Raw genomic sequence first — 17,842 nt, forward strand, 5'->3', positions numbered from 1 at the left:
GGACCGCGAGTCCGGTCTCTGTCGAGAGCAAGATGACATTGGATAAAGCCACCTCGACATTGCCCACCATCCCTCTTGCGAATGTCTTTCGCCGCGCCCAATCCCTCGCGGATTGACGAAGGTACAGCGCGAAAACGCCGCAGACAGGCCAGGAAAGCGGACGTCGTCGATGTCGTTTCGCGACCATCTCCACGCCTTGCCATCGTTTCCGACGATGCAATCAGGCTTGATGGAGAAATCAGGCTGCTCCGGGATCAACTGGCGGGGAAGCTTCGGCTGCAAAACGCACAACTGAAGAGCATGCTGGATCGGTTCGAACGCTGAACGCCGCATTATCCACTCTCCGGGTTTCGGCCTGAAGAACATATAGTCTTTAAGGCGTCGCCGAAAACGCGGCTTAGGGCTGACTAGCGACCGAAACAGTAACCTGCGCTCGCGCTCGGATGTCCGCTGATCAAAAGAACTGGCGCCGGTTCGTATCTCGCGATGACGTTTGAATCCACGCAGGCGCCGGCATTATAATCGGGCTCAAAATCGACGAGCATAATGTGTCCATCAATTTGCGTTGCTTCATCGATGGCGAGGAACAATGCGGCCTTTGCGACTTGCGGCTCACCAAGCGATGACGCTTAGTCGTGGATGTTTGTGTTTCGTTGCCTGCCTAAGACCTGCGCTGGTGCGGACCGGCAAAAGCAGGGCAACCGGGATGTTTGGAGTTCGCCCCATGACGGATCAGACCTATACGCTTAAGCAATTGGCACAGGGGCATCGACCGATCCGGATCGGCTTTTTCCTGGTGCCGGACTTCCCTCTGATGACCTTTGCAGCGGCGCTCGACTCGTTGCGGCAGGGCAATCGTCTGGCCAAGCGAAAGGCCTTTGAGTGGCTCATCCTGTCGGCGGATGGCGGCCATGTGAAGTCCAGCAGCGGACTAGGCTTCGATGCAGATGCGGCAATCGGCAGGGCGCCGCGCTGCGATATCGTCATCCTCTGCGCAGGCATCAATTATGCCGATGCCTATGATGCCAATGTCTTTGCATGGTTGAGGCGCATCCATTCGGAGGGGTGCGTGCTTGGAGCAGTCAGCACTGCGGTCTTCTTCCTGGCAAAGGCGCGATTATTGGAAGGGCGACGATGTGCCGTTCATTGGGAGTCGCTTGCAAGCTTTCGCAGCGAGTTTCCGAACTGTCTCGCCACCGACGACATTTTCGCGATCGACGGACGTTTTCTGACCTCGTCGGGCGGAACGGTTACATTGGACATGATGCTTTACCTCATCTCTGCAGTGGAGGGTCGGGAGTTGGCAGCACTCATCTCGGACCAGTTCAACCACGCGCGGATACGGCGCCAGGATGACGTTCAGAGGATGTCGCCCGAAGATCGTTTCGGCATCCGGAACGCCAAGCTCGCCTTCGTTGTTCGTCGGATGGAAGCCAGCCTCGGCGATCCGGTCGAAATTTCCGATCTCGCCAGTAGCGTGGCGCTTTCGCTTCGACAGCTCGAGCGGCTGTTTCACGCCAACCTCGGCAAGAGTCCTACCAATTTCTACATAGAGCTTCGCATGACACGCGCGAAAGAACTGCTGGTCTACACGGAATTGGCGATCGGTGAGATCGCCGAAATCTGCGGTTATCAGTCGGCTTCGCATTTCGGCCGTTCATACCGCACGCGGTTTCGCGAGAGCCCTGCCGCGACTCGAAAGGCGGAGAAACGGCGAGAGGAGCCAATGTCATGAACAATGTCGATTCGCGCAGAGAAGATGTCGGATCACCGCATGTCACAGAGGTCCATCCCGTCTTAACGTAAATCAAGACGGATGGGTGACGGACAAAAAGTCCGCTGCGACCGAGCCTGGGGCGAGTGTCTTGCCGGCCGGTCCGACCAACAAAAATTCGGAACAGTTAAAGCGCTAACCAGGAGATGACAACCGTGGACAAGTCTGAGCATTCCTATATCCCGACTCTGGTCGAACAGATGTCGAGCGGCTCGATCGGCCGCCGAGAATTTCTGCGAAAAGCGACGCTTCTTGGTATTTCGGCCGCAGCCGCATATTCTCTGGCCGGCGTTCCGGTGCCAGGCGGCGCCCGGGCCGACGATATGCCGAAGGGCGGAAACCTGCGCATCGGCATGCGTTGCATGGAAATCAAGGATCCGCATCTGGCCGATTTCGCCGAAAAATCGAACGTCATCCGCCAAGTCTGCGAGTATCTGACCCTCACCGATCGCCACAACATTACCCATCCTTATCTGCTGGAAAAGTGGGAAGTCAGCGACGACCTGAAGACGTGGACGCTCCATCTCCGCACGGACGTCAAGTGGCGCAAGGGCAGGCCATTGACCGCAGACGACGTGATCTGGAACCTGAAGCGCGTCTGCGATCCAGCAATCGGTTCGTCGATGCTCGGGCTCTTCACCGGTTATCTCGTGCAGGAATACGAAACCGGCGAAAAGGACGAGAAAGGCAATCCCAAGAAGTCGAGCAAGCTCTGGGCCGACAACGCCATCGAGAAAGTCAACGACCACACCGTCCGTCTCAACTGCTCCTCGCCGCAGATTGCCGTGCCCGAGCACCTCTATCACTACCCGATGTTCATCATCGATCCCGAAGAAAATGGCGCTTTCGGTCCTGACGCGAACGGCACGGGTCCCTTCGTTATCACCGAATACGTCGTCGGCAAGGGCGCCAAGTACAAAGCCCGCACCGACTATTGGGGCACCGGGCCTTATCTCGATACGTTCGAATATGTCGACCTCGGCGACAATCCGGGGGCCGGTATCGCGGCCATAGCTTCCAAGCAGGTCGATGGCCTGTCGGAAGCCGACGCGGTCCAGATCAATGCGATGAAGAATTTCCCGCATGTGGCGGTCCACCAGGTCGAGACGACCCAGACGGTCGTTGCCCGCATGCACCCCGATATCGAGCAGTTCAAGGACAAGCGCGTGCGCCAGGCGATGCGCTATTCGATCGACCGCGACAAGGTCATTCAGACGGCACTCCTCGGCGCCGGCATTCCCGCCGAAGACCATCACGTCGCGCCCTCGCATCCCGAATACGCGGCACTGCCGAAATATCCGCGCGACATCGAAAAAGCGAAGAAGCTTCTGGCAGATGCCGGCTATCCGGATGGTTTCGAATTCGACATGGTCACACGTCCCGATCCGATCTGGGAACTGAACACGGCGCAGGTCCTTGCCGAGCAGTTCAAGGACATCGGCGTAAAGATCAACATCAAGTCCCTGCCCAGCGCCCAATACTGGGAAGTCTGGACAACGGCGCCATTCAGCCTGACTGCCTGGGGTCACCGGCCGCTGGCGATCATGACATTGTCGCTTGCCTATCGTTCGAATGCCGCCTGGAACGAGTCCAATTATTCCAACGCGGATTTCGACAAGCTGCTGACCGAAGCCGAGGGCATCCTCGATCCGAAGCAACGCAGCAAGGTCATGGCGAAGATCGAGGCGATCATGCAGGATGACGGGCCCATCGTTCAGCCCTTCTGGCGCGTCTTCTCGACCGTCATGGACAAGAAGGTCAAGGGCTTCGAGCTCCATCCTTCTCAATACATCTTCGCGCATCAATACGCGATCTCGGCGTAACCTCCCGGCTGGCGCCTGGCCGCGTCCGCGCGGTCGGGTGCTGGGCTCGGACATTCGGATTCCTCCGGCTATGGCGAATTTCTTCCTCAAGCGCTTGGCGATGATGGTCGTGACGATGCTCTGTGCTTCGTTTCTCGTCTTCGCCGTTTGCGAGTTCACTCCCGGCAGCGTGGCGCGCAAATCGCTCGGTCCTTTCGCTACCCAGCAGCAGGTGGACCTGCTGTCCCAGAAACTGAAGGCCAATGATCCGCTGCTGGTACGCTACGGCCGCTGGCTCGGTGTGCTCGTCGGCGCAATTCCCGATCCGCTTCAGGATCCGACCACCGGGTTAAACTTCAAGGATCCGCGCGGCGCCCAGTACTTCGGCAACTTCGGCTACTCCACCCTGAATAAGCTGCCCGTCAACGATGTCATCTGGGATCGTCTCGGCAATACCTCGATCCTCGCCGGGCTGGCGTTCTTGCTGATCGTCCCGCTGTCGATCATTTTCGGCATCCTGTCGGGGTTGAAAGAAGGTGGGGTGCTGGACCGGACGCTATCGGTCATCTGTATCACCTTCACGTCTATTCCGGAGTTCGCGTCAGGCGTCTTCCTGGTGACGCTTTTCGTGATCCTCTGGCCGATCCTGCCAGGCACCAGTCCGCTCAACAGCGATGGCGGCTGGGCTGTGCCGTATCAGTTCGTCCTGCCCGTCGCGGTGCTCGTCATCTATGACTTCGGCTATGTGGCCCGCATGATCCGGGTCTCGATGATCGGCGTCATGGAGCGGCCCTATATCCGCACCGCAATCCTCAAGGGCATGAGCACGCGCCGCATGGTTCTCGGCCACGCGTTGCGGAATGCGATGATCGCGCCGTTCACCGTGTTGCTGCTGCAAATTAACTTTCTGATCAGCGGCGTCGTCGTCACCGAGCTCGTCTTTGCCTATCCGGGCTTCGGCCGCCTGATCCTCGATGCAAGTCTGTTCGGCGATATCGCAACGCTCGAGGCCGCTACATTGATCACCGTCGCCATCGCCGTTGTCACGCAGCTGCTTGGCGACCTTGGCTACATGCTGCTCGATCCACGCATCCGGGTGAGGTAAATCATGGCTGTTCGAGGCAATATCAGTGGAGTGATCGCCGCACCGCCAAAGCGTGCTGCAAGGCCCAACTGGATGCGCATCCTTCATTCGCGCACGGCCGTCGTCGGGTTGTGCCTTGTTCTCTTCTGGGTGCTTGCAGCCCTTCTTGCGCCCGTCCTGCCGCTACCGTCGCCGACTGATTCCGATGTCATGGCGATGAGCAACCCCTATCCTTCCGCTGCCCACTGGCTGGGAACCGATATTCTCGGTCGTGATATGCTGTCACGGTTGATCTTCGGCGCCCGCACAGTGCTCTCCGTTGCGCCGCTGTCGGTGGCGGTTGCCATGATCGTCGGCATCACGATGGGGATGATTGCAGGCTATTATGGGGGCTGGGTCGACGTGTTGATCAGCCGCTTCTCGGACATCATACTGGCATTTCCGGTTCTCGTTATCTACGTCATCCTGATCGCCAATATCGGACCGTCGGTCCTGAACATCGTCATTGCGACGATGATCGCCTCGGCGCCGGGTATCGGTCGCATAACGCGCGGCCTAGTGCTGGGTCTGAAGCAGCAGGAATATGTCGCGGCAGCAAAGCTGCGTGCGGAAAGCACGCTCTACATCATGATCGTCGAACTGCTGCCGAACTGCCGCAGCCTCCTGATCGTCGATGCCTGTCTGCGCATCGGCTACACGATCATCACCATCGGCATCCTCGGTTTCCTCGGCCTCGGTTTGCCGCCACCGAACCCGGACTGGGGTGGCATGGTCAAGGAAAGTGTCACTGTACTGAACGTCTGGCCACACATGTCGCTTATCCCGTCTGCCGCGCTCGTCAGTCTGGTCCTCGGCTTCAACCTGCTCGCCGACGGCATGCGGGAGGCATGGAAACCATGAACATCATCGCGTCCAGTCTTCAAGGAGCGGCCATGTCCATCACGCCAATGATCGATCGCGAACCCCTTCTCGACATTCGAAACCTGCGCATCGAGTTTCGCGGCAAGAGCGAAACGGTGGTTGCGATCCCCGATCTCTCGTTCAAGGTTATGCCCGGCGAAAGCTACGGTCTCGTGGGTGAATCGGGCTGCGGCAAGAGCACGACGGCCATGGCGATCATGGGTTATCTCGGCGCGACCGGCGTTGTTGCCGGCGGCAGCATCCGCTTCAACGGCAAGCAACTGGTCGATGCCGCCCCCAAGGAACTGCGTTCCATCCGCGGGCGGCAGATTGCGATGGTCTACCAGGATCCGATGAGTGCGCTCAATCCGGTGAAGACGATCGGTGCGCAGCTTGCCGAAGTCCCCCTGCTTCACATGGGCGCCAGCAAGAAAGACGCGATGGCCATGGCGGAAGCGATGCTTGCCGACGTCCGCTTGCCGGACCCTGGTGACATGATGAAGCGATATCCGCATCAGCTCTCCGGTGGCCAGCAACAGCGCGTGGTCATCGCCATGGCATTGCTTGCTAAGCCATCCCTTCTGCTGCTCGACGAACCAACGACCGGCCTCGATGTGACTGTCGAGGCTGCGGTCATCGATCTGATCGAAGAATTGCGCCAACGCTATTCGACCAGCCTGCTGTTCATCTCGCACAATCTCGGTTTGATCGCGGAAAGCTGCGATCGTCTCGGCATCATGTATTCCGGCGAGATGGTAGAAGAGGGAACGACATCAGAAGTATTCCGCCGGCCGAAACATCCGTATACGCGCGGCCTTATCGATTGCATTCCCGACATTACCGGCGATAAGCGCAGCCGCACGCTCGCTGCCATCCCGGGTTCGATCCCGCTGCCGCAGGAACGGCCGCAGGGCTGTCTGTTCGGGCCGCGCTGTTCGAGTTTTGTCTCCGGCCTCTGCGACCGTCCGGACCTTGCTCTGGAGCCGGCGGCGGAAGAGCATCTGGTGCGCTGCGTCCGCTGGCCCGAAATTTCGGCAGGAGAAGCGACGGTTGCTCCGGTCGAGACACAGATGATTGCAAGATCGACGGCGATAACATTGTCTGATGTGAACCGTCTCTACCCCGTCGGCCGCCGGAAGACCGTCAAGGCAAACGAAGCGGTCAGTTTCGAAGCGGCAACAGCCGAGATCGTGGCGCTGGTCGGCGAGTCCGGCTGCGGAAAATCCACGCTGGCGCGCATCGTGACGGGTCTCGACAAGGCGACGTCGGGCGAAATCCGCATGGCTGGCGAGAATATCGCCGAACTGCAGGCCAGCGAACGTCCACGCGCGCTGTTGCAACAGATCCAGATGATCTTTCAAAATCCGGATAGTACGCTCAATCCCTCGCATTCGGCCGCTTTTTCCATTCGTCGTTCGATCAAGAAATTCGGTATCCGCAAGGGAAAGGCGGAGATCGAACAGCGCGTCCGCGAGCTCCTGGAAATGGTGCGTCTATCTCCAGCCGTCGCGGACAGAAAGCCGAACCAGCTGTCCGGCGGTCAGAAGCAGCGTATCGCCATCGCACGCGCGTTTGCGGCGGAACCTTCGCTCATCGTCGCTGACGAACCTGTCTCGGCACTCGACGTTTCGGTGCAGGCCGCGGTCGTGACGCTTCTTCTCGATATTCAACGGGAAAAGCATGCCACGATGCTGTTCATCAGCCACGACCTGGCGCTGGTTCGTCACGTAGCAGACAAGGTTGTGGTCATGTATCTCGGCAAGATCATGGAGCAGGGGACCGTCGAGGAAGTCTTCAGTGAGGGTGCGCATCCCTATACCGAAGCACTTCTCTCAGCGATCCGCAGCCCGCACCCGGATGAAGCGCCGCGCGAGCGTATTCGCCTGTCCGGCGAAACACCGAGCGCGGTCAACGTACCCGCCGGCTGCCGTTTTGCGACGCGGTGCCATCGCAAGCTCGGCAGCATCTGCGACACCGCTCCGCCCCCACTGCGCAAGATGTCCGATACGCACGAGATTCTCTGCCACATCGATCAGGCAGATCTGGCCGCCCGGCCTTCCGTCCTTGCTTTCGCCGAAAAGGCATAATGATGCGCGATCCCGATCGGATTGGTGAATTCTGGCGGAAAGCCGCAGGGCTTCGTGCAATCCTGCATGTCATGGCGAGCATCTGCATCGTCGCGACTGGCAATTCTCTTCTGACGACCACGGTTTCCCTGCACCTCAGTGACCCCGCAATCGATCCCCACATCGTCCAGTTGTTGCTGACGGCGTTTCCCGTAGGCTTCCTTGCCGGCTGCCTCTCAGCTCGTGTCATGGTCGTCCGCTTGGGACACGAGCGGGCTTTCCTGGCCGTCGCATTGCTCGCTGCTTTCGGCGCCTGCGGCTACATGCTGACGCAAGCCGCTCCGGTCTGGTTCTGCCTGCGTCTGATAAACGGTTTTTCCATCGCAACGCTGTTCGTCGTGTCCGAAAGCTGGATCAATCTCTACGCTGACCAGAAGAACCGCGGAGCTTATTTCTCGCTCTATATGCTGATGACGTCGCTGGCGACCCTGTTTGCGCAATTGCTTGTCGAAGCGGCCGGAGCGGACTCTCCCCATCTCTTTCAGATCGTGCTCGGCGTCATCCTTCTTGGACTGATCTACGCCCGCTTTATCGGTGGACTCTGGCCCACCTTGCGCCTGCCGCTGGCAGTAGCGGTCGAGGCCGGCAACGCCCACTCCGGGCATCGCTATGGCATCTGGCGGCTCGTCGCTCTCGCACCGGTGGCTGTCGTCTGCGTCTTTCAAGCGGGCATGACGAATATGAATGTCTATACGATGACGCCGATCTATGCGGAGCGGGTGCACCTCGACGCGGCGGTGGCGGTGACACTGGTAACCGCTTTCAGCCTGGGCGGCATGCTCGCTCAGGCCCCGGTCGGATGGTTGTCGGATCGTATGGACCGGCGCGTTCTACTTCTCGTTCAGGGATTGGCGGGAGCAGGACTGTGCGCAGCAATCGCCTGGCCCGGAAGCTATCCGCAGATGCTTCTCTACGGTCTGTTTTTCGCCTATGGCGCAATTGCGCTGACGATCTATCCGGTCGGTATCGCTTACGCTAACTCACAGCTCGATAGCCGCCATATGGTCTCGGCATCGGGTAGCCTGCTGCTCCTTTATTCGATCGGCAACATCATGACACCTGGGCTCGCCGCCCAGCTGATGGAGCTGTTTGCACCGCAGGCACTCTTCCTTCTGCTCGGGAGCGGCGCGTTCCTGGTTGCTGTCGCTGCCTGCTTCAATCTCTTTCGCCGTCCGATCGGCGCCACCAAACCTTGCCTTGTTTCGGGAGGAAGCGAATGACGCCCGCCAAGCCTTATGACCTCGTGATCCGTCGTGGCCGTGTGGTACTGCCGGATGCGACCAGACAGATCGATATCGGCGTTCGCGACGGCGCGATTGCGGCGCTCGGGCCGGATCTGCCCGAGGGGAAACATGAAGTCGTGGCTGAGGGGCGCATCGTGCTGCCCGGCGGCGTCGATAGCCATTGCCACATGGATCAGCAGCCCTGGGAAGGGAAGGCGACAGCGGACGATTTCAACACCGGCACGCTGTCGGCGATGTGCGGCGGCACGACAACTGTCGTGCCTTTCGCCATGCAGATGCGTGGCCAGTCGCTACGCGACATCGTCGAGGATTATCACGAGCGCGCCCGTTCGAAAGCGCGTATCGACTATGGTTTTCACCTGATCGTCGGCGATCCATCAGCCGAAGTGTTGCGCGACGAGATCCCTCAGCTGATTGCCGAGGGCTGCACTTCGATCAAGATCTACCTGACCTATGACGGGCTGAAGCTCGACGATTATGAGGTGTTGAATGTGCTCGACCTTGCGCGTGCTCAAGGCGCGATGGTCATGGTTCACGCGGAAAACGATGCCTGCATTCGCTGGTTGACCGAAAAGTTCATCGCCTCGCGCAAGACTGAGCTGCGCTATCACGAAAAGGCGCATTCGGCGATCGGCGACCGTGAAGCGACCTTCCGGGCGATCAGCCTTTCGGAGCTGATCGAGACGCCGATTCTCGTCAGCCATGTCGCTGCGGGCGGCGCCGTCGAAGAAATCCGCCGCGCCAAGGCGCGGGGGCTTCCGATCTACGCCGAAACCTGCCCCCAATATCTTTTCCTTTCGGCCGAGGATATCGACACCCATGATCTCTCAGGCTCCAAATGCGTCTGCACGCCGCCGCCACGCGACAAGTCGAACCAGCCTGCAATCTGGGCCGGTATCCTGGACGGCACGCTGGAGGTTTTTTCTTCGGACCATTCGCCGTGGCACTATGCGGATAAGATAGCGGGCGGGCCGGGGACACCGTTCCACCGTATTCCTAACGGTATTCCCGGTATCGAGACACGGCTCGCCTTGCTCTTTTCTGCTGGCGTGAACGGCGGCCTGATCTCGCTGCAGAAATTCGCTGACCTGACCGCCGGCGCCCCGGCGCGGCTGTTCGGTCTTCATCCGCGCAAGGGCAGGATTGCCGTAGGCGCAGACGCCGATATCGCGATTTGGGATCCGGATCGCAGCATGACGATCACCAATTCGCTCCTGCATCACGCGACTGACTACACGCCTTATGAAGGACAGGTCGTCAAGGGCTGGCCCATCATGACGATCTCGCGGGGCGATATCGTCTGGGACGACGGAAGAATCATGGCCGAGCCCGGGCGCGGCCAGTTCATTGCCCGACAGCGACCTTTCCCACCGCAGCAAGGTCTTTCGAAGGTCCTCGCATCATGACCGCATCGATGTCACGTCTTGACGGCAAGGTGGTCTTTCTGACGGGCGCTGCGAGCGGTATCGGCGCGGCACTTGCGCGCCGCTGCATCGATGAAAGCGCTTCGGTGATCTGTGCGGATCAATCGCCGGAGGGCGTCTTGGCGCTCGCGCAATCCCTTGGCCCCCGTGCTTTCGGCATCCAGTGCGATGTGACCGACAATATTTCGGTCGGTCGCGCGGTAGGGACCGGTACCAGACATTTCGGTCGACTCGACGGTCTTGTGCACAATGCCGCGGCACCTTCGATGGACGGCACGGTCATCGATCTTGCTGAAAAGCAATGGCGACTGGAAATTGATGTCATCCTGACGGGTGCCTTTCTAGTCGGCAAGCACGCGCTTCCGGCGATGATCGAAGGCGGCGGCGGATCCGTCGTCTTCATCGCATCGCAGTTCGCGCATGTGGCGACCGGCAAGGCCGTCGCCTATTGCGCGGCAAAGGCCGGGCTCGTGCATCTCGCCAGGGCCATGGCGGTCGATCACGCCGGCGATGGTATCCGCGTCAACAGCCTGTCGCCTGGTGCCGTGGCGACGCCGAGATTGCTGCAGCGGTGGCCGGACCTCGAGGCGGCCAATGCCGGGCTCGGGCCTGCGCATTTGCTCGGCCGTATCGCCAAGCCTGATGAAATCGCTGCCGCCGCCGCCTTCCTCTTGTCGTCGGATGCATCGTTCGTCACCGGAACTGACCTCCTGGCCGACGGCGGCTACGTTACCCGCTGATACCTGCGTTGAAGATCTTTTGGATGGATTTGAAATGACCCTTCTTGTCACCGGGGGAACCGGCTTCGTCATGAGCGTCCTTGCGCGGGAATGGCTCGAACGCGATGCCAAGGCGCGTGTCGTCATTCTCGATCGCGCCGGCCTTGATGCGATGGCGGAGCGCTATTTTGCGCCGGTCCGCGATCGACTGACCGTGATCACGGCCGACATTTGCGAGCCCGCCCAATGGGAAGCGACACTCGACGACCACGATATCCGCTACGTGGTCCACGGCGCCACCGTCACCCCCATCTCGCGCGGCAGTGCCGCCGAGGCAAAGCGCCAACCCGAAGCCGAAGATCCCGCCAGGATCGTCGATATCAATTTCATGGGCACCGTGCACATTCTCGAATGGCTGAGAAAGCGTCCGGGCTTTCAACGCCTCGTCTTCGTCAGTTCGGGCTCGGTCTACCGTCATCACGGGCCGGACTGGACGGGCGAACCGCTTCCCGAAGACGGCTATGTTGCACCGCTGACACTCTATGGCATCTCCAAATTTGCAGCGGAGATGGTGGTCAACCGCTACGCTGATCTTTTCGGCCTGTCGGCGGCCTCCGTCCGGCTTGCATCGGTTTATGGGCCGATGGATCGGGTCACCGGCAGCCGTAATTTCCGGCATGTTCCGAACCGCGTCGCCCATATGGCGCTTGCAGGGGAGACCGTGCGGCCGAATAGCCTGGAACCTGTTGGCGACTATGTCACTTCGACGGATGTGGCCGGCGCAATCATCGCGCTGCTTCTCGCAGAGCGCCTGCGTTATCGGCACTACAATATCGGAAGTGGCGGGACTTCGACCATCGGCGACATCATCGGCTGGGCAAAGGAGCGCGCGCCTTCCCTGCAGGTCGAAGTGAGCCCTGCGGAAACCGCCAACGTCATCCAGGACCTTTCACTGAAGGACGGCATGTGGGGAGCCTACGACATCGCCCGGATCGCGCGAGACACGGGCTGGCAGCCACGCAGCGCCAGGCAGTCGTTCCACGACTACATGGATTGGATCGTCGAGAACGAAAATCAGAGCGAGGGAAAGTGATGAGCGCTGGTGCAAAAGATCAATTGCGCGATTTTGTCGGCTATGGCCCGAACCCCCCGGTCATCTCCTGGCCAGGCGGGGTCAAGCTGGCGATCAACCTCGTGCTGAACTACGAGGAGGGCGCGGAGTATTCCTGGCTCGAGGACGGACGAAACGATAATTGGGGCGAGTACAATATTCCCAACAGCCCGCCGCTGCGCGACCTCGGCACCGAGACCCATTTCGAATACGGCAGTCGCGCAGGCGTCTGGCGCCTGGCTCGCATGTTCGACCGTTACGATATTCCGGTAACGATCTCGGCCTGCGCCGTTGCACTGGAGAAGAACCCGGCTGTCGTCGATTGGATGAGTGCCCGCGGCCACGATCTGCTCGGCCACGGGCTGCGCTGGAGCGAATATTCCGGCATGCCGCGCGATGAGGAGGAGCGGCAGCTTCACGAAGCACTGGCCCTTTATGAGAAATTGACCGGCACAAGGCCGATGGGTTGGAATTGCCGATCCTTTCCAAGCGTCAACACCCGTGACCTGATCGTCAGGGAAGGCGGCTTCCTCTATTACTCGGACCCCTGCAACGACGATCTTCCGTATTTCCTCGATCACGAGGGTACGAAGCTTCTCGTCGTGCCCTATTCGAAGACGCTGAACGACAGCCGCTATCTGATCGCGCCCGGCTACAGCAATCCGCGCGATTTTGCCGAGGATTGCCGATCGGCGATCGACTACATGATCGGCGAAGCCGACGAGACAGGCGGGCGTATGCTGACGATCGGCGTGCATGCCCGCTGGATGGGCCAGCCTAATCGCGCCTCGGGTCTGCGTGACGTGATCGAGCACGTCAAGAAAACGCCAGGTGCGGCCTTCATGCGGCGCCAAGATATTGCCCGTTACTGGATCGATCATCATGGCTGACGGCACGCATGCACTGCCGAATGACCATTTGCCCGCCGAGGCGAAAACGATGAGCGGCGCCGAATATGTTGCAGGGGTCCTGAAGGAGGAAGGCGTCAAGCAGATCATTGGCTTTCCAGCAAGCGAGCTTTTCGATGCCTCAGCGGCGCTTGACATTCCGCCGCTCATTGCGCGGACGCAGCGTGTCGCCGTCAATATCGCAGAGGGCTATGCCCGGGCGACGGCCGGCAGGGAGCTTGCCGTTGTCACTGTGCAATATGGCCCGGGAGCCGAAAGTGCATTTGCCGGCATTGCCCAGGCTTTCAACGACCGCGTACCGATGCTGTTCTTGCCGACCGGCTACCCGCGCGGATCAGAAGCCATCGCCCCGAATTTCGAATCCCGCCGCAACTTTCGGCACATTACCAAATGGTGCGAGGCGGCAACGCAGGTCGATGATCTGCCCAAGCTCATGCATGCGGCGATATCGCGTGTCAGGAATGGGTCGCCGGCGCCGGTCCTGCTCGAATTGCCTGTCGATCTGCTGGCTGAAAGGCTTGATGCTCTGCCGGCGGATCATCGCCGACCGCGCCGCAGCGTACCGCAGGCCGGTGATCGTGAGGTGGTCGATCTGGCCAAGAGCCTGCTGGCCGCCAAAAATCCCGTTATTCTCGCGGGGCAGGGAGTGCTGTCAGCCTCGGCGACGCCGGAACTGATCGAGCTTGCCGAACTCTTGAACATTCCCGTCATGACGACGCCGAACGGCAAGAGCGCTTTTCCCGAAGACCATCCGCTTGCTCTCGGAACAGCCGGGCGTGCCCGACCCGCGACCGTCGACCATTTTCTAGCAAAGGCCGACGTGGTGTTCGCGCTCGGCAGCAGCCTGACGCGCTCCTACTACATCCTGCCGATCCCCGAAGATAAAACCATCCTTCATGTCACGCTCGACGATGCGGATCTCGGCAAGGACTATGCGATCGCCCAGGGTGTGGTCGCAGATGCCGCCTCGGTCCTGAAACAGATGATCGCACTGATCCGTCGCGATCACCTGCCTCTCGGCGAACGTCAGCAGCCGGCGGCGGAAATCGCTGCCGTTCGCGCGGCTTTCATGGAAAAATGGATGCCGCTCCTGACGTCGGACAGCACGCCGATCTCACCTTACCGTGTCGTCTGGGAGATCATGCAGGCGATCGATCCGAAGACCTCGATCGTCACACACGACGCCGGCAATCCGCGCGACCAGTTCTGCCCATTTTATGTGGCAAGCACACCCGGCGGCTACATCGGTTGGGGAAAGACCACCCAACTCGGAAGCGGCCTAGGCTTTGCGATGGGGGCCAGGCTTGCTCGCCCCGATGCGACCGTCGTCAATCTGATGGGAGAGTCCGCGTTCGGAATGGTCGGCATCGACTTCGAAACTGCGGTCCGCTGCAATCTGCCTGTCTTGACCATCGTGCTGCGCAACAACGTGCTCGGCGGCTACGCGAAAAGCATGCCGATCGCCACCACGAAATACGGCGCGAATCGGGTAACAGGCAGTTACGCACCGATCGCGGAAGCTCTCGGTGGTTACGCGGAATGCGTCGTGGATCCGGAAATGCTGCGCCCCGCGTTGCTGCGTGCCCTCGACAAGGTCAAGGCCGGGCAGGCGGCGCTTATCGAGGTCGTCACGCACGAAGAGCCGCGGCTCGCGGGTCTATGGTAGGGGAGGCGAGGGCGACTATGTTCGACACGCTGATCACCGGCGGCATGGTCGTCAACGCAAGCGGTCAACTTCCTGCGGATATCGGCATTCTCGACGGAAGCGTCGCGGCCGTCCTAGCGCCTGGCGAGCCCGCCATGGCGCGCGGCTTCGTCAATGCGAGCGGCAAAAAGGTGCTGCCCGGCCTGGTCGATGCGCATGTTCATCTGCGCGAACCGGGAATGACGCAGAAGGAGGATTTCGAAAGCGGCACACACGCAGCGGCGCTCGGCGGCGTGACGACCATTCTCGACATGCCGACGGACGATCCCTGGACGGCGACTGCGCAGCAATTGTCGGATAAGATGGCGAGCGCGGCGGGCAGAATTCATGTCGACGTCGGCTTTCAGGCCGTGGTTTCAAAGAGTTATGACAGCCTGGAGGCCCTGCTTGCTTTGTCGCCGGTCTCTCTTGAACTGTTCACGGCTGACGTACCCGTCGACTATCGGTTCGATAGTCTGGATGCTGTCACTGAGACGCTGCGCCGGCTGGCGGGTACCGGCGCGGTGATAGGCGTTTCCCCCGGCGACCAGTCGATCCTCGAGGGAGCCGGCGTGCGGGAGCGCAGTGTTGGCGTTCCGGCATTTTTGGCCAGCAGACCGCCGCTCGCCGAAGCCGGCGGTATTGCACGCGCGGTACTGGCGGCGGCTGAGACCGGCGCGCGCGTGCATGTGCGTCAAATCAATTCGAGGCTCGGCGCCGAGACCTGGAGCCGTCTTCGGAGCATGGCTGATGTCACCGTGGAAACGACACCGCAGAACCTGTTCTTCACATCCGACGACTACGAGACGGAAGGTGCCCGGCTGAAAGGATCGCCTCCGTTTCGCGGTCGCGACGATGTCGCGGCCTTGCGCCGAGCGGTCTCTGAGGGCCTGATCACAATCATGGCGACGGATCATGCGCCGCACAGCCCGGCCGAAAAGTCGGCAGTCTATGGATCTTTCGCAGATATTCCCGGCGGGATGCCGGGTCTTCAGACATTGCTCTCGGTGATGCTGGACCTTGTGGCGGAGAAGGTAATAGGGCTTTCGGATCTCGTGCGGATTTGCGCCTACAATCCCGCTCATCGCTTCGGACTTGGACGTTCGAAAGGCTCGATTGCCGTCGGCAGCGATGCCGACATTCTAATTGTCGATATGGACCGACCGACTGTCATCACCAATACCGAGCAGGCCTCCCGTGCCGCCTATTCACCATTTCACGGCAGGCGCACGGCCGGCCGGTTGACCGACGTCTTCCTGCGCGGCGCACGCATCGTCAAAGACGGAACGCTTATTAATCCCCGTCGCGGCCAAGTCGTCCGCAGGACTGCATAAAGGAATGCCGATGCGTTTGCTCGACAGGAAAATTGCCATTGTCACCGGCGCGAGCTCCGGCCTCGGCCGGGCGATCGCACTTCGCTACGCCGAAGAGGGCGCGGTCGTCGTGATCGCCGACGTCTGCGAGGCTCCGATCGAGGGGGGTGAAACGACCCTTTCCTGCATCGTTGCGGCAGGCGGAGAGGGCATGTTCGTAAGGACCGACATCTCCAACTGGGCTGACGTCGATGGGCTGGTCTCACAAACGGTGAAAGAGTTCGGTCGGCTCGACATCATGGTCAACAATGCCGCGATCTATACCTCGACCAATCTCCTTGAAACCTCGCCCCAACAATGGGATAGGGTGATCGCCGTCAATGTCACCGGGTTCTTTTATTGCTGCAAGCGAGCCGCGCAGCAATTTCTGGCGCAGGAGCCGACCGGTGAAACGCGTGGCCGCATCATCAACATTTCATCGCAGCACGGCATGGTCGCTTGCCCTGGTGATTTCCCATACGGCGTCAGCAAGGGTGCAGTCGTACAAATGACCCGGCAAATTGCCGTCGACCATGCTGCGACAGGTATCGTTTGCAATGCGATTGCCCCCGGCAAGATCGTCACCGGCAAACCGGGTGTCGCCAACGATCCCGACGCTCTCGATTATTCGCGCCGTCGCACCCCTTGGCCGCGGCTCGGCGAGCCACACGATGTCGCGAGTGCCGCGCTTTTCCTCGCCAGCGACATGGCGAGCTACATGACCGGCGTTAACCTGATGGTCGATGGCGGCTGGATGGCGGGCTGATGATCACAGCGTATGAAGATCGCCAATAACGGAAAGGAAACGGACCATGGATCTCGGATTGAAAGGCAAGACTGCCCTGGTATTGGGCGCCGGCGGCGGGCTTGGCGGGGCAATTGCTAAAACGCTCGCCGTCGAAGGCGCGCGGATCGCGGTTGCAGATATCGACAGGGAAGCAGCGGATAAAACGGTTGCCGATATCCGCACGGCTGGCGGCTTAGCGATGGCGCTTCAATGGGACCTTGCCGAACTCGGCGTGATCGAGCCCAATCTCGCCGCCATCGACGAGCAGCTCGGCTCGGTAGACATTCTTGTCAATATCACCGGCGGCCCGCCGCCGACGCTCGTTTCCGGTCAGAGTGCCGAGAGCTGGCGTAAATACTTCGACAGCATGGTTCTGTCGGTCATAGCAATCTCCGATGCCGTACTTCCCAGGATGCGTGAAAAGAAGTGGGGACGCATCATCACCTCGACATCATCTGGCGTCGTCGCGCCCATTCCCAATCTTGGCCTGTCGAATGCCCTGCGCATGTCGCTTCTCGGATGGTCTAAAACACTGGCGGGCGAGGTCGGTCGTGATGGCGTGACCGTCAATGTCGTCTTGCCAGGTCGTGTCGCCACACAGCGTATCGCCTTCCTCGACGAACAGAAGGCGAAGCGCGAAGGGAAGGCCGTCGAGGAGGTTTCAGCGGCAAGCACTGCATCGATCCCAGTCGGGCGCTATGGTGATCCGCAAGAATATGCCGATGTCGTCACGTTCATGGCAAGCAGGCGCGCCTCCTATCTGACCGGATCGGTGATCCGGGTGGACGGGGGGCTAATCTCAAGCGTGTGATTGCGCCCTGCCTTCGCTTTCTGTTGACAAGCAGGGCCTTTGACTGAAATTTCGACTGCCTTGACTGCGAGAAGAAGCCATCGGTTGACCAGCGATGTTTGCTATGGCTTTAACTC

At 60.3% G+C, this 17,842-nt stretch carries 14 protein-coding genes and 1 pseudogene; all 15 read left to right on the forward strand.

The window, feature by feature from the left end:
- Positions 1 to 90: 90 nt before the first annotated feature.
- A pseudogene (locus tag AC2444_RS35430) lies at positions 91 to 324 on the forward strand (hypothetical protein); the annotation flags it as partial.
- 400 nt (positions 325 to 724) lie between these two features.
- Positions 725 to 1,735 (forward strand): GlxA family transcriptional regulator, encoded by a 1,011-nt coding sequence (locus tag AC2444_RS35435; protein WP_012760395.1) that lies wholly within the window; start codon positions 725 to 727, stop codon positions 1,733 to 1,735.
- A 185-nt stretch (positions 1,736 to 1,920) separates the two neighbouring features.
- Complete coding sequence (locus tag AC2444_RS35440; RefSeq protein ID WP_245459858.1) at positions 1,921 to 3,597, forward strand: ABC transporter substrate-binding protein; 1,677 nt, start codon at positions 1,921 to 1,923, stop codon at positions 3,595 to 3,597.
- Between the two features lie 70 nt (positions 3,598 to 3,667).
- Positions 3,668 to 4,681 (forward strand): ABC transporter permease, encoded by a 1,014-nt coding sequence (locus AC2444_RS35445; protein ID WP_012760393.1) that lies wholly within the window; start codon positions 3,668 to 3,670, stop codon positions 4,679 to 4,681.
- Between the two features lie 3 nt (positions 4,682 to 4,684).
- On the forward strand, positions 4,685 to 5,560 hold the full coding sequence (locus AC2444_RS35450; protein WP_012760392.1) for an ABC transporter permease: 876 nt from the start codon (positions 4,685 to 4,687) through the stop codon (positions 5,558 to 5,560).
- Positions 5,557 to 7,647: a dipeptide ABC transporter ATP-binding protein gene (locus AC2444_RS35455; RefSeq protein ID WP_017997319.1), complete on the forward strand. Its 2,091-nt coding sequence runs from the start codon at positions 5,557 to 5,559 to the stop codon at positions 7,645 to 7,647. The genes AC2444_RS35450 and AC2444_RS35455 overlap by 4 nt, the downstream gene beginning before the upstream one ends.
- Positions 7,647 to 8,906 carry an MFS transporter gene (locus AC2444_RS35460; protein WP_128450272.1) on the forward strand — a complete coding sequence of 420 codons (1,260 nt, stop codon included), beginning with the start codon at positions 7,647 to 7,649 and terminating at the stop codon, positions 8,904 to 8,906. The genes AC2444_RS35455 and AC2444_RS35460 overlap by 1 nt, the downstream gene beginning before the upstream one ends.
- A complete protein-coding gene (gene hydA, locus AC2444_RS35465) occupies positions 8,903 to 10,336 on the forward strand; it encodes a dihydropyrimidinase (RefSeq protein WP_012760389.1) in 1,434 nt (477 codons plus the stop codon). The genes AC2444_RS35460 and hydA overlap by 4 nt, the downstream gene beginning before the upstream one ends.
- Positions 10,333 to 11,094, forward strand: coding sequence for an SDR family NAD(P)-dependent oxidoreductase (locus AC2444_RS35470; RefSeq protein WP_128407791.1), 762 nt, complete (start codon positions 10,333 to 10,335; stop codon positions 11,092 to 11,094). The genes hydA and AC2444_RS35470 overlap by 4 nt, the downstream gene beginning before the upstream one ends.
- 34 nt (positions 11,095 to 11,128) lie before the next feature.
- The gene (locus tag AC2444_RS35475; protein ID WP_128407790.1) at positions 11,129 to 12,166 is read left to right on the forward strand and encodes an NAD-dependent epimerase/dehydratase family protein; all 1,038 of its coding nucleotides are present in this window, start codon (positions 11,129 to 11,131) and stop codon (positions 12,164 to 12,166) included.
- Positions 12,166 to 13,074: an allantoinase PuuE gene (locus AC2444_RS35480; RefSeq protein WP_012760386.1), complete on the forward strand. Its 909-nt coding sequence runs from the start codon at positions 12,166 to 12,168 to the stop codon at positions 13,072 to 13,074. The genes AC2444_RS35475 and AC2444_RS35480 overlap by 1 nt, the downstream gene beginning before the upstream one ends.
- Complete coding sequence (locus AC2444_RS35485; protein ID WP_012760385.1) at positions 13,067 to 14,758, forward strand: thiamine pyrophosphate-requiring protein; 1,692 nt, start codon at positions 13,067 to 13,069, stop codon at positions 14,756 to 14,758. Before AC2444_RS35480 ends, AC2444_RS35485 begins: the two co-directional genes overlap by 8 nt.
- A gap of 17 nt (positions 14,759 to 14,775) precedes the next feature.
- Entirely contained in the window at positions 14,776 to 16,110 is a 1,335-nt protein-coding gene (locus tag AC2444_RS35490; protein WP_128450273.1) for a dihydroorotase, read from the forward strand.
- 10 nt (positions 16,111 to 16,120) lie between these two features.
- The gene (locus AC2444_RS35495; RefSeq protein ID WP_128450274.1) at positions 16,121 to 16,894 is read left to right on the forward strand and encodes an SDR family NAD(P)-dependent oxidoreductase; all 774 of its coding nucleotides are present in this window, start codon (positions 16,121 to 16,123) and stop codon (positions 16,892 to 16,894) included.
- A gap of 46 nt (positions 16,895 to 16,940) precedes the next feature.
- Entirely contained in the window at positions 16,941 to 17,726 is a 786-nt protein-coding gene (locus tag AC2444_RS35500) for an SDR family oxidoreductase (RefSeq protein ID WP_017997312.1), read from the forward strand.
- The last annotated feature ends 116 nt before the right edge of the window (positions 17,727 to 17,842 follow it).

Source organism: Rhizobium sp. WSM1328 (genome assembly GCF_057653715.1).

Coding starts and splice junctions, on each gene's coding strand:
- AC2444_RS35435 (WP_012760395.1), top strand. CDS start 725: ATGACGGATCAGACCTATACGCTTAAGCAATTGGCACAGGGGCATCGA.
- AC2444_RS35440 (WP_245459858.1), top strand. CDS start 1,921: ATGACAACCGTGGACAAGTCTGAGCATTCCTATATCCCGACTCTGGTC.
- AC2444_RS35445 (WP_012760393.1), top strand. CDS start 3,668: ATGGCGAATTTCTTCCTCAAGCGCTTGGCGATGATGGTCGTGACGATG.
- AC2444_RS35450 (WP_012760392.1), top strand. CDS start 4,685: ATGGCTGTTCGAGGCAATATCAGTGGAGTGATCGCCGCACCGCCAAAG.
- AC2444_RS35455 (WP_017997319.1), top strand. CDS start 5,557: ATGAACATCATCGCGTCCAGTCTTCAAGGAGCGGCCATGTCCATCACG.
- AC2444_RS35460 (WP_128450272.1), top strand. CDS start 7,647: ATGATGCGCGATCCCGATCGGATTGGTGAATTCTGGCGGAAAGCCGCA.
- hydA (WP_012760389.1), top strand. CDS start 8,903: ATGACGCCCGCCAAGCCTTATGACCTCGTGATCCGTCGTGGCCGTGTG.
- AC2444_RS35470 (WP_128407791.1), top strand. CDS start 10,333: ATGACCGCATCGATGTCACGTCTTGACGGCAAGGTGGTCTTTCTGACG.
- AC2444_RS35475 (WP_128407790.1), top strand. CDS start 11,129: ATGACCCTTCTTGTCACCGGGGGAACCGGCTTCGTCATGAGCGTCCTT.
- AC2444_RS35480 (WP_012760386.1), top strand. CDS start 12,166: ATGAGCGCTGGTGCAAAAGATCAATTGCGCGATTTTGTCGGCTATGGC.
- AC2444_RS35485 (WP_012760385.1), top strand. CDS start 13,067: ATGGCTGACGGCACGCATGCACTGCCGAATGACCATTTGCCCGCCGAG.
- AC2444_RS35490 (WP_128450273.1), top strand. CDS start 14,776: ATGTTCGACACGCTGATCACCGGCGGCATGGTCGTCAACGCAAGCGGT.
- AC2444_RS35495 (WP_128450274.1), top strand. CDS start 16,121: ATGCGTTTGCTCGACAGGAAAATTGCCATTGTCACCGGCGCGAGCTCC.
- AC2444_RS35500 (WP_017997312.1), top strand. CDS start 16,941: ATGGATCTCGGATTGAAAGGCAAGACTGCCCTGGTATTGGGCGCCGGC.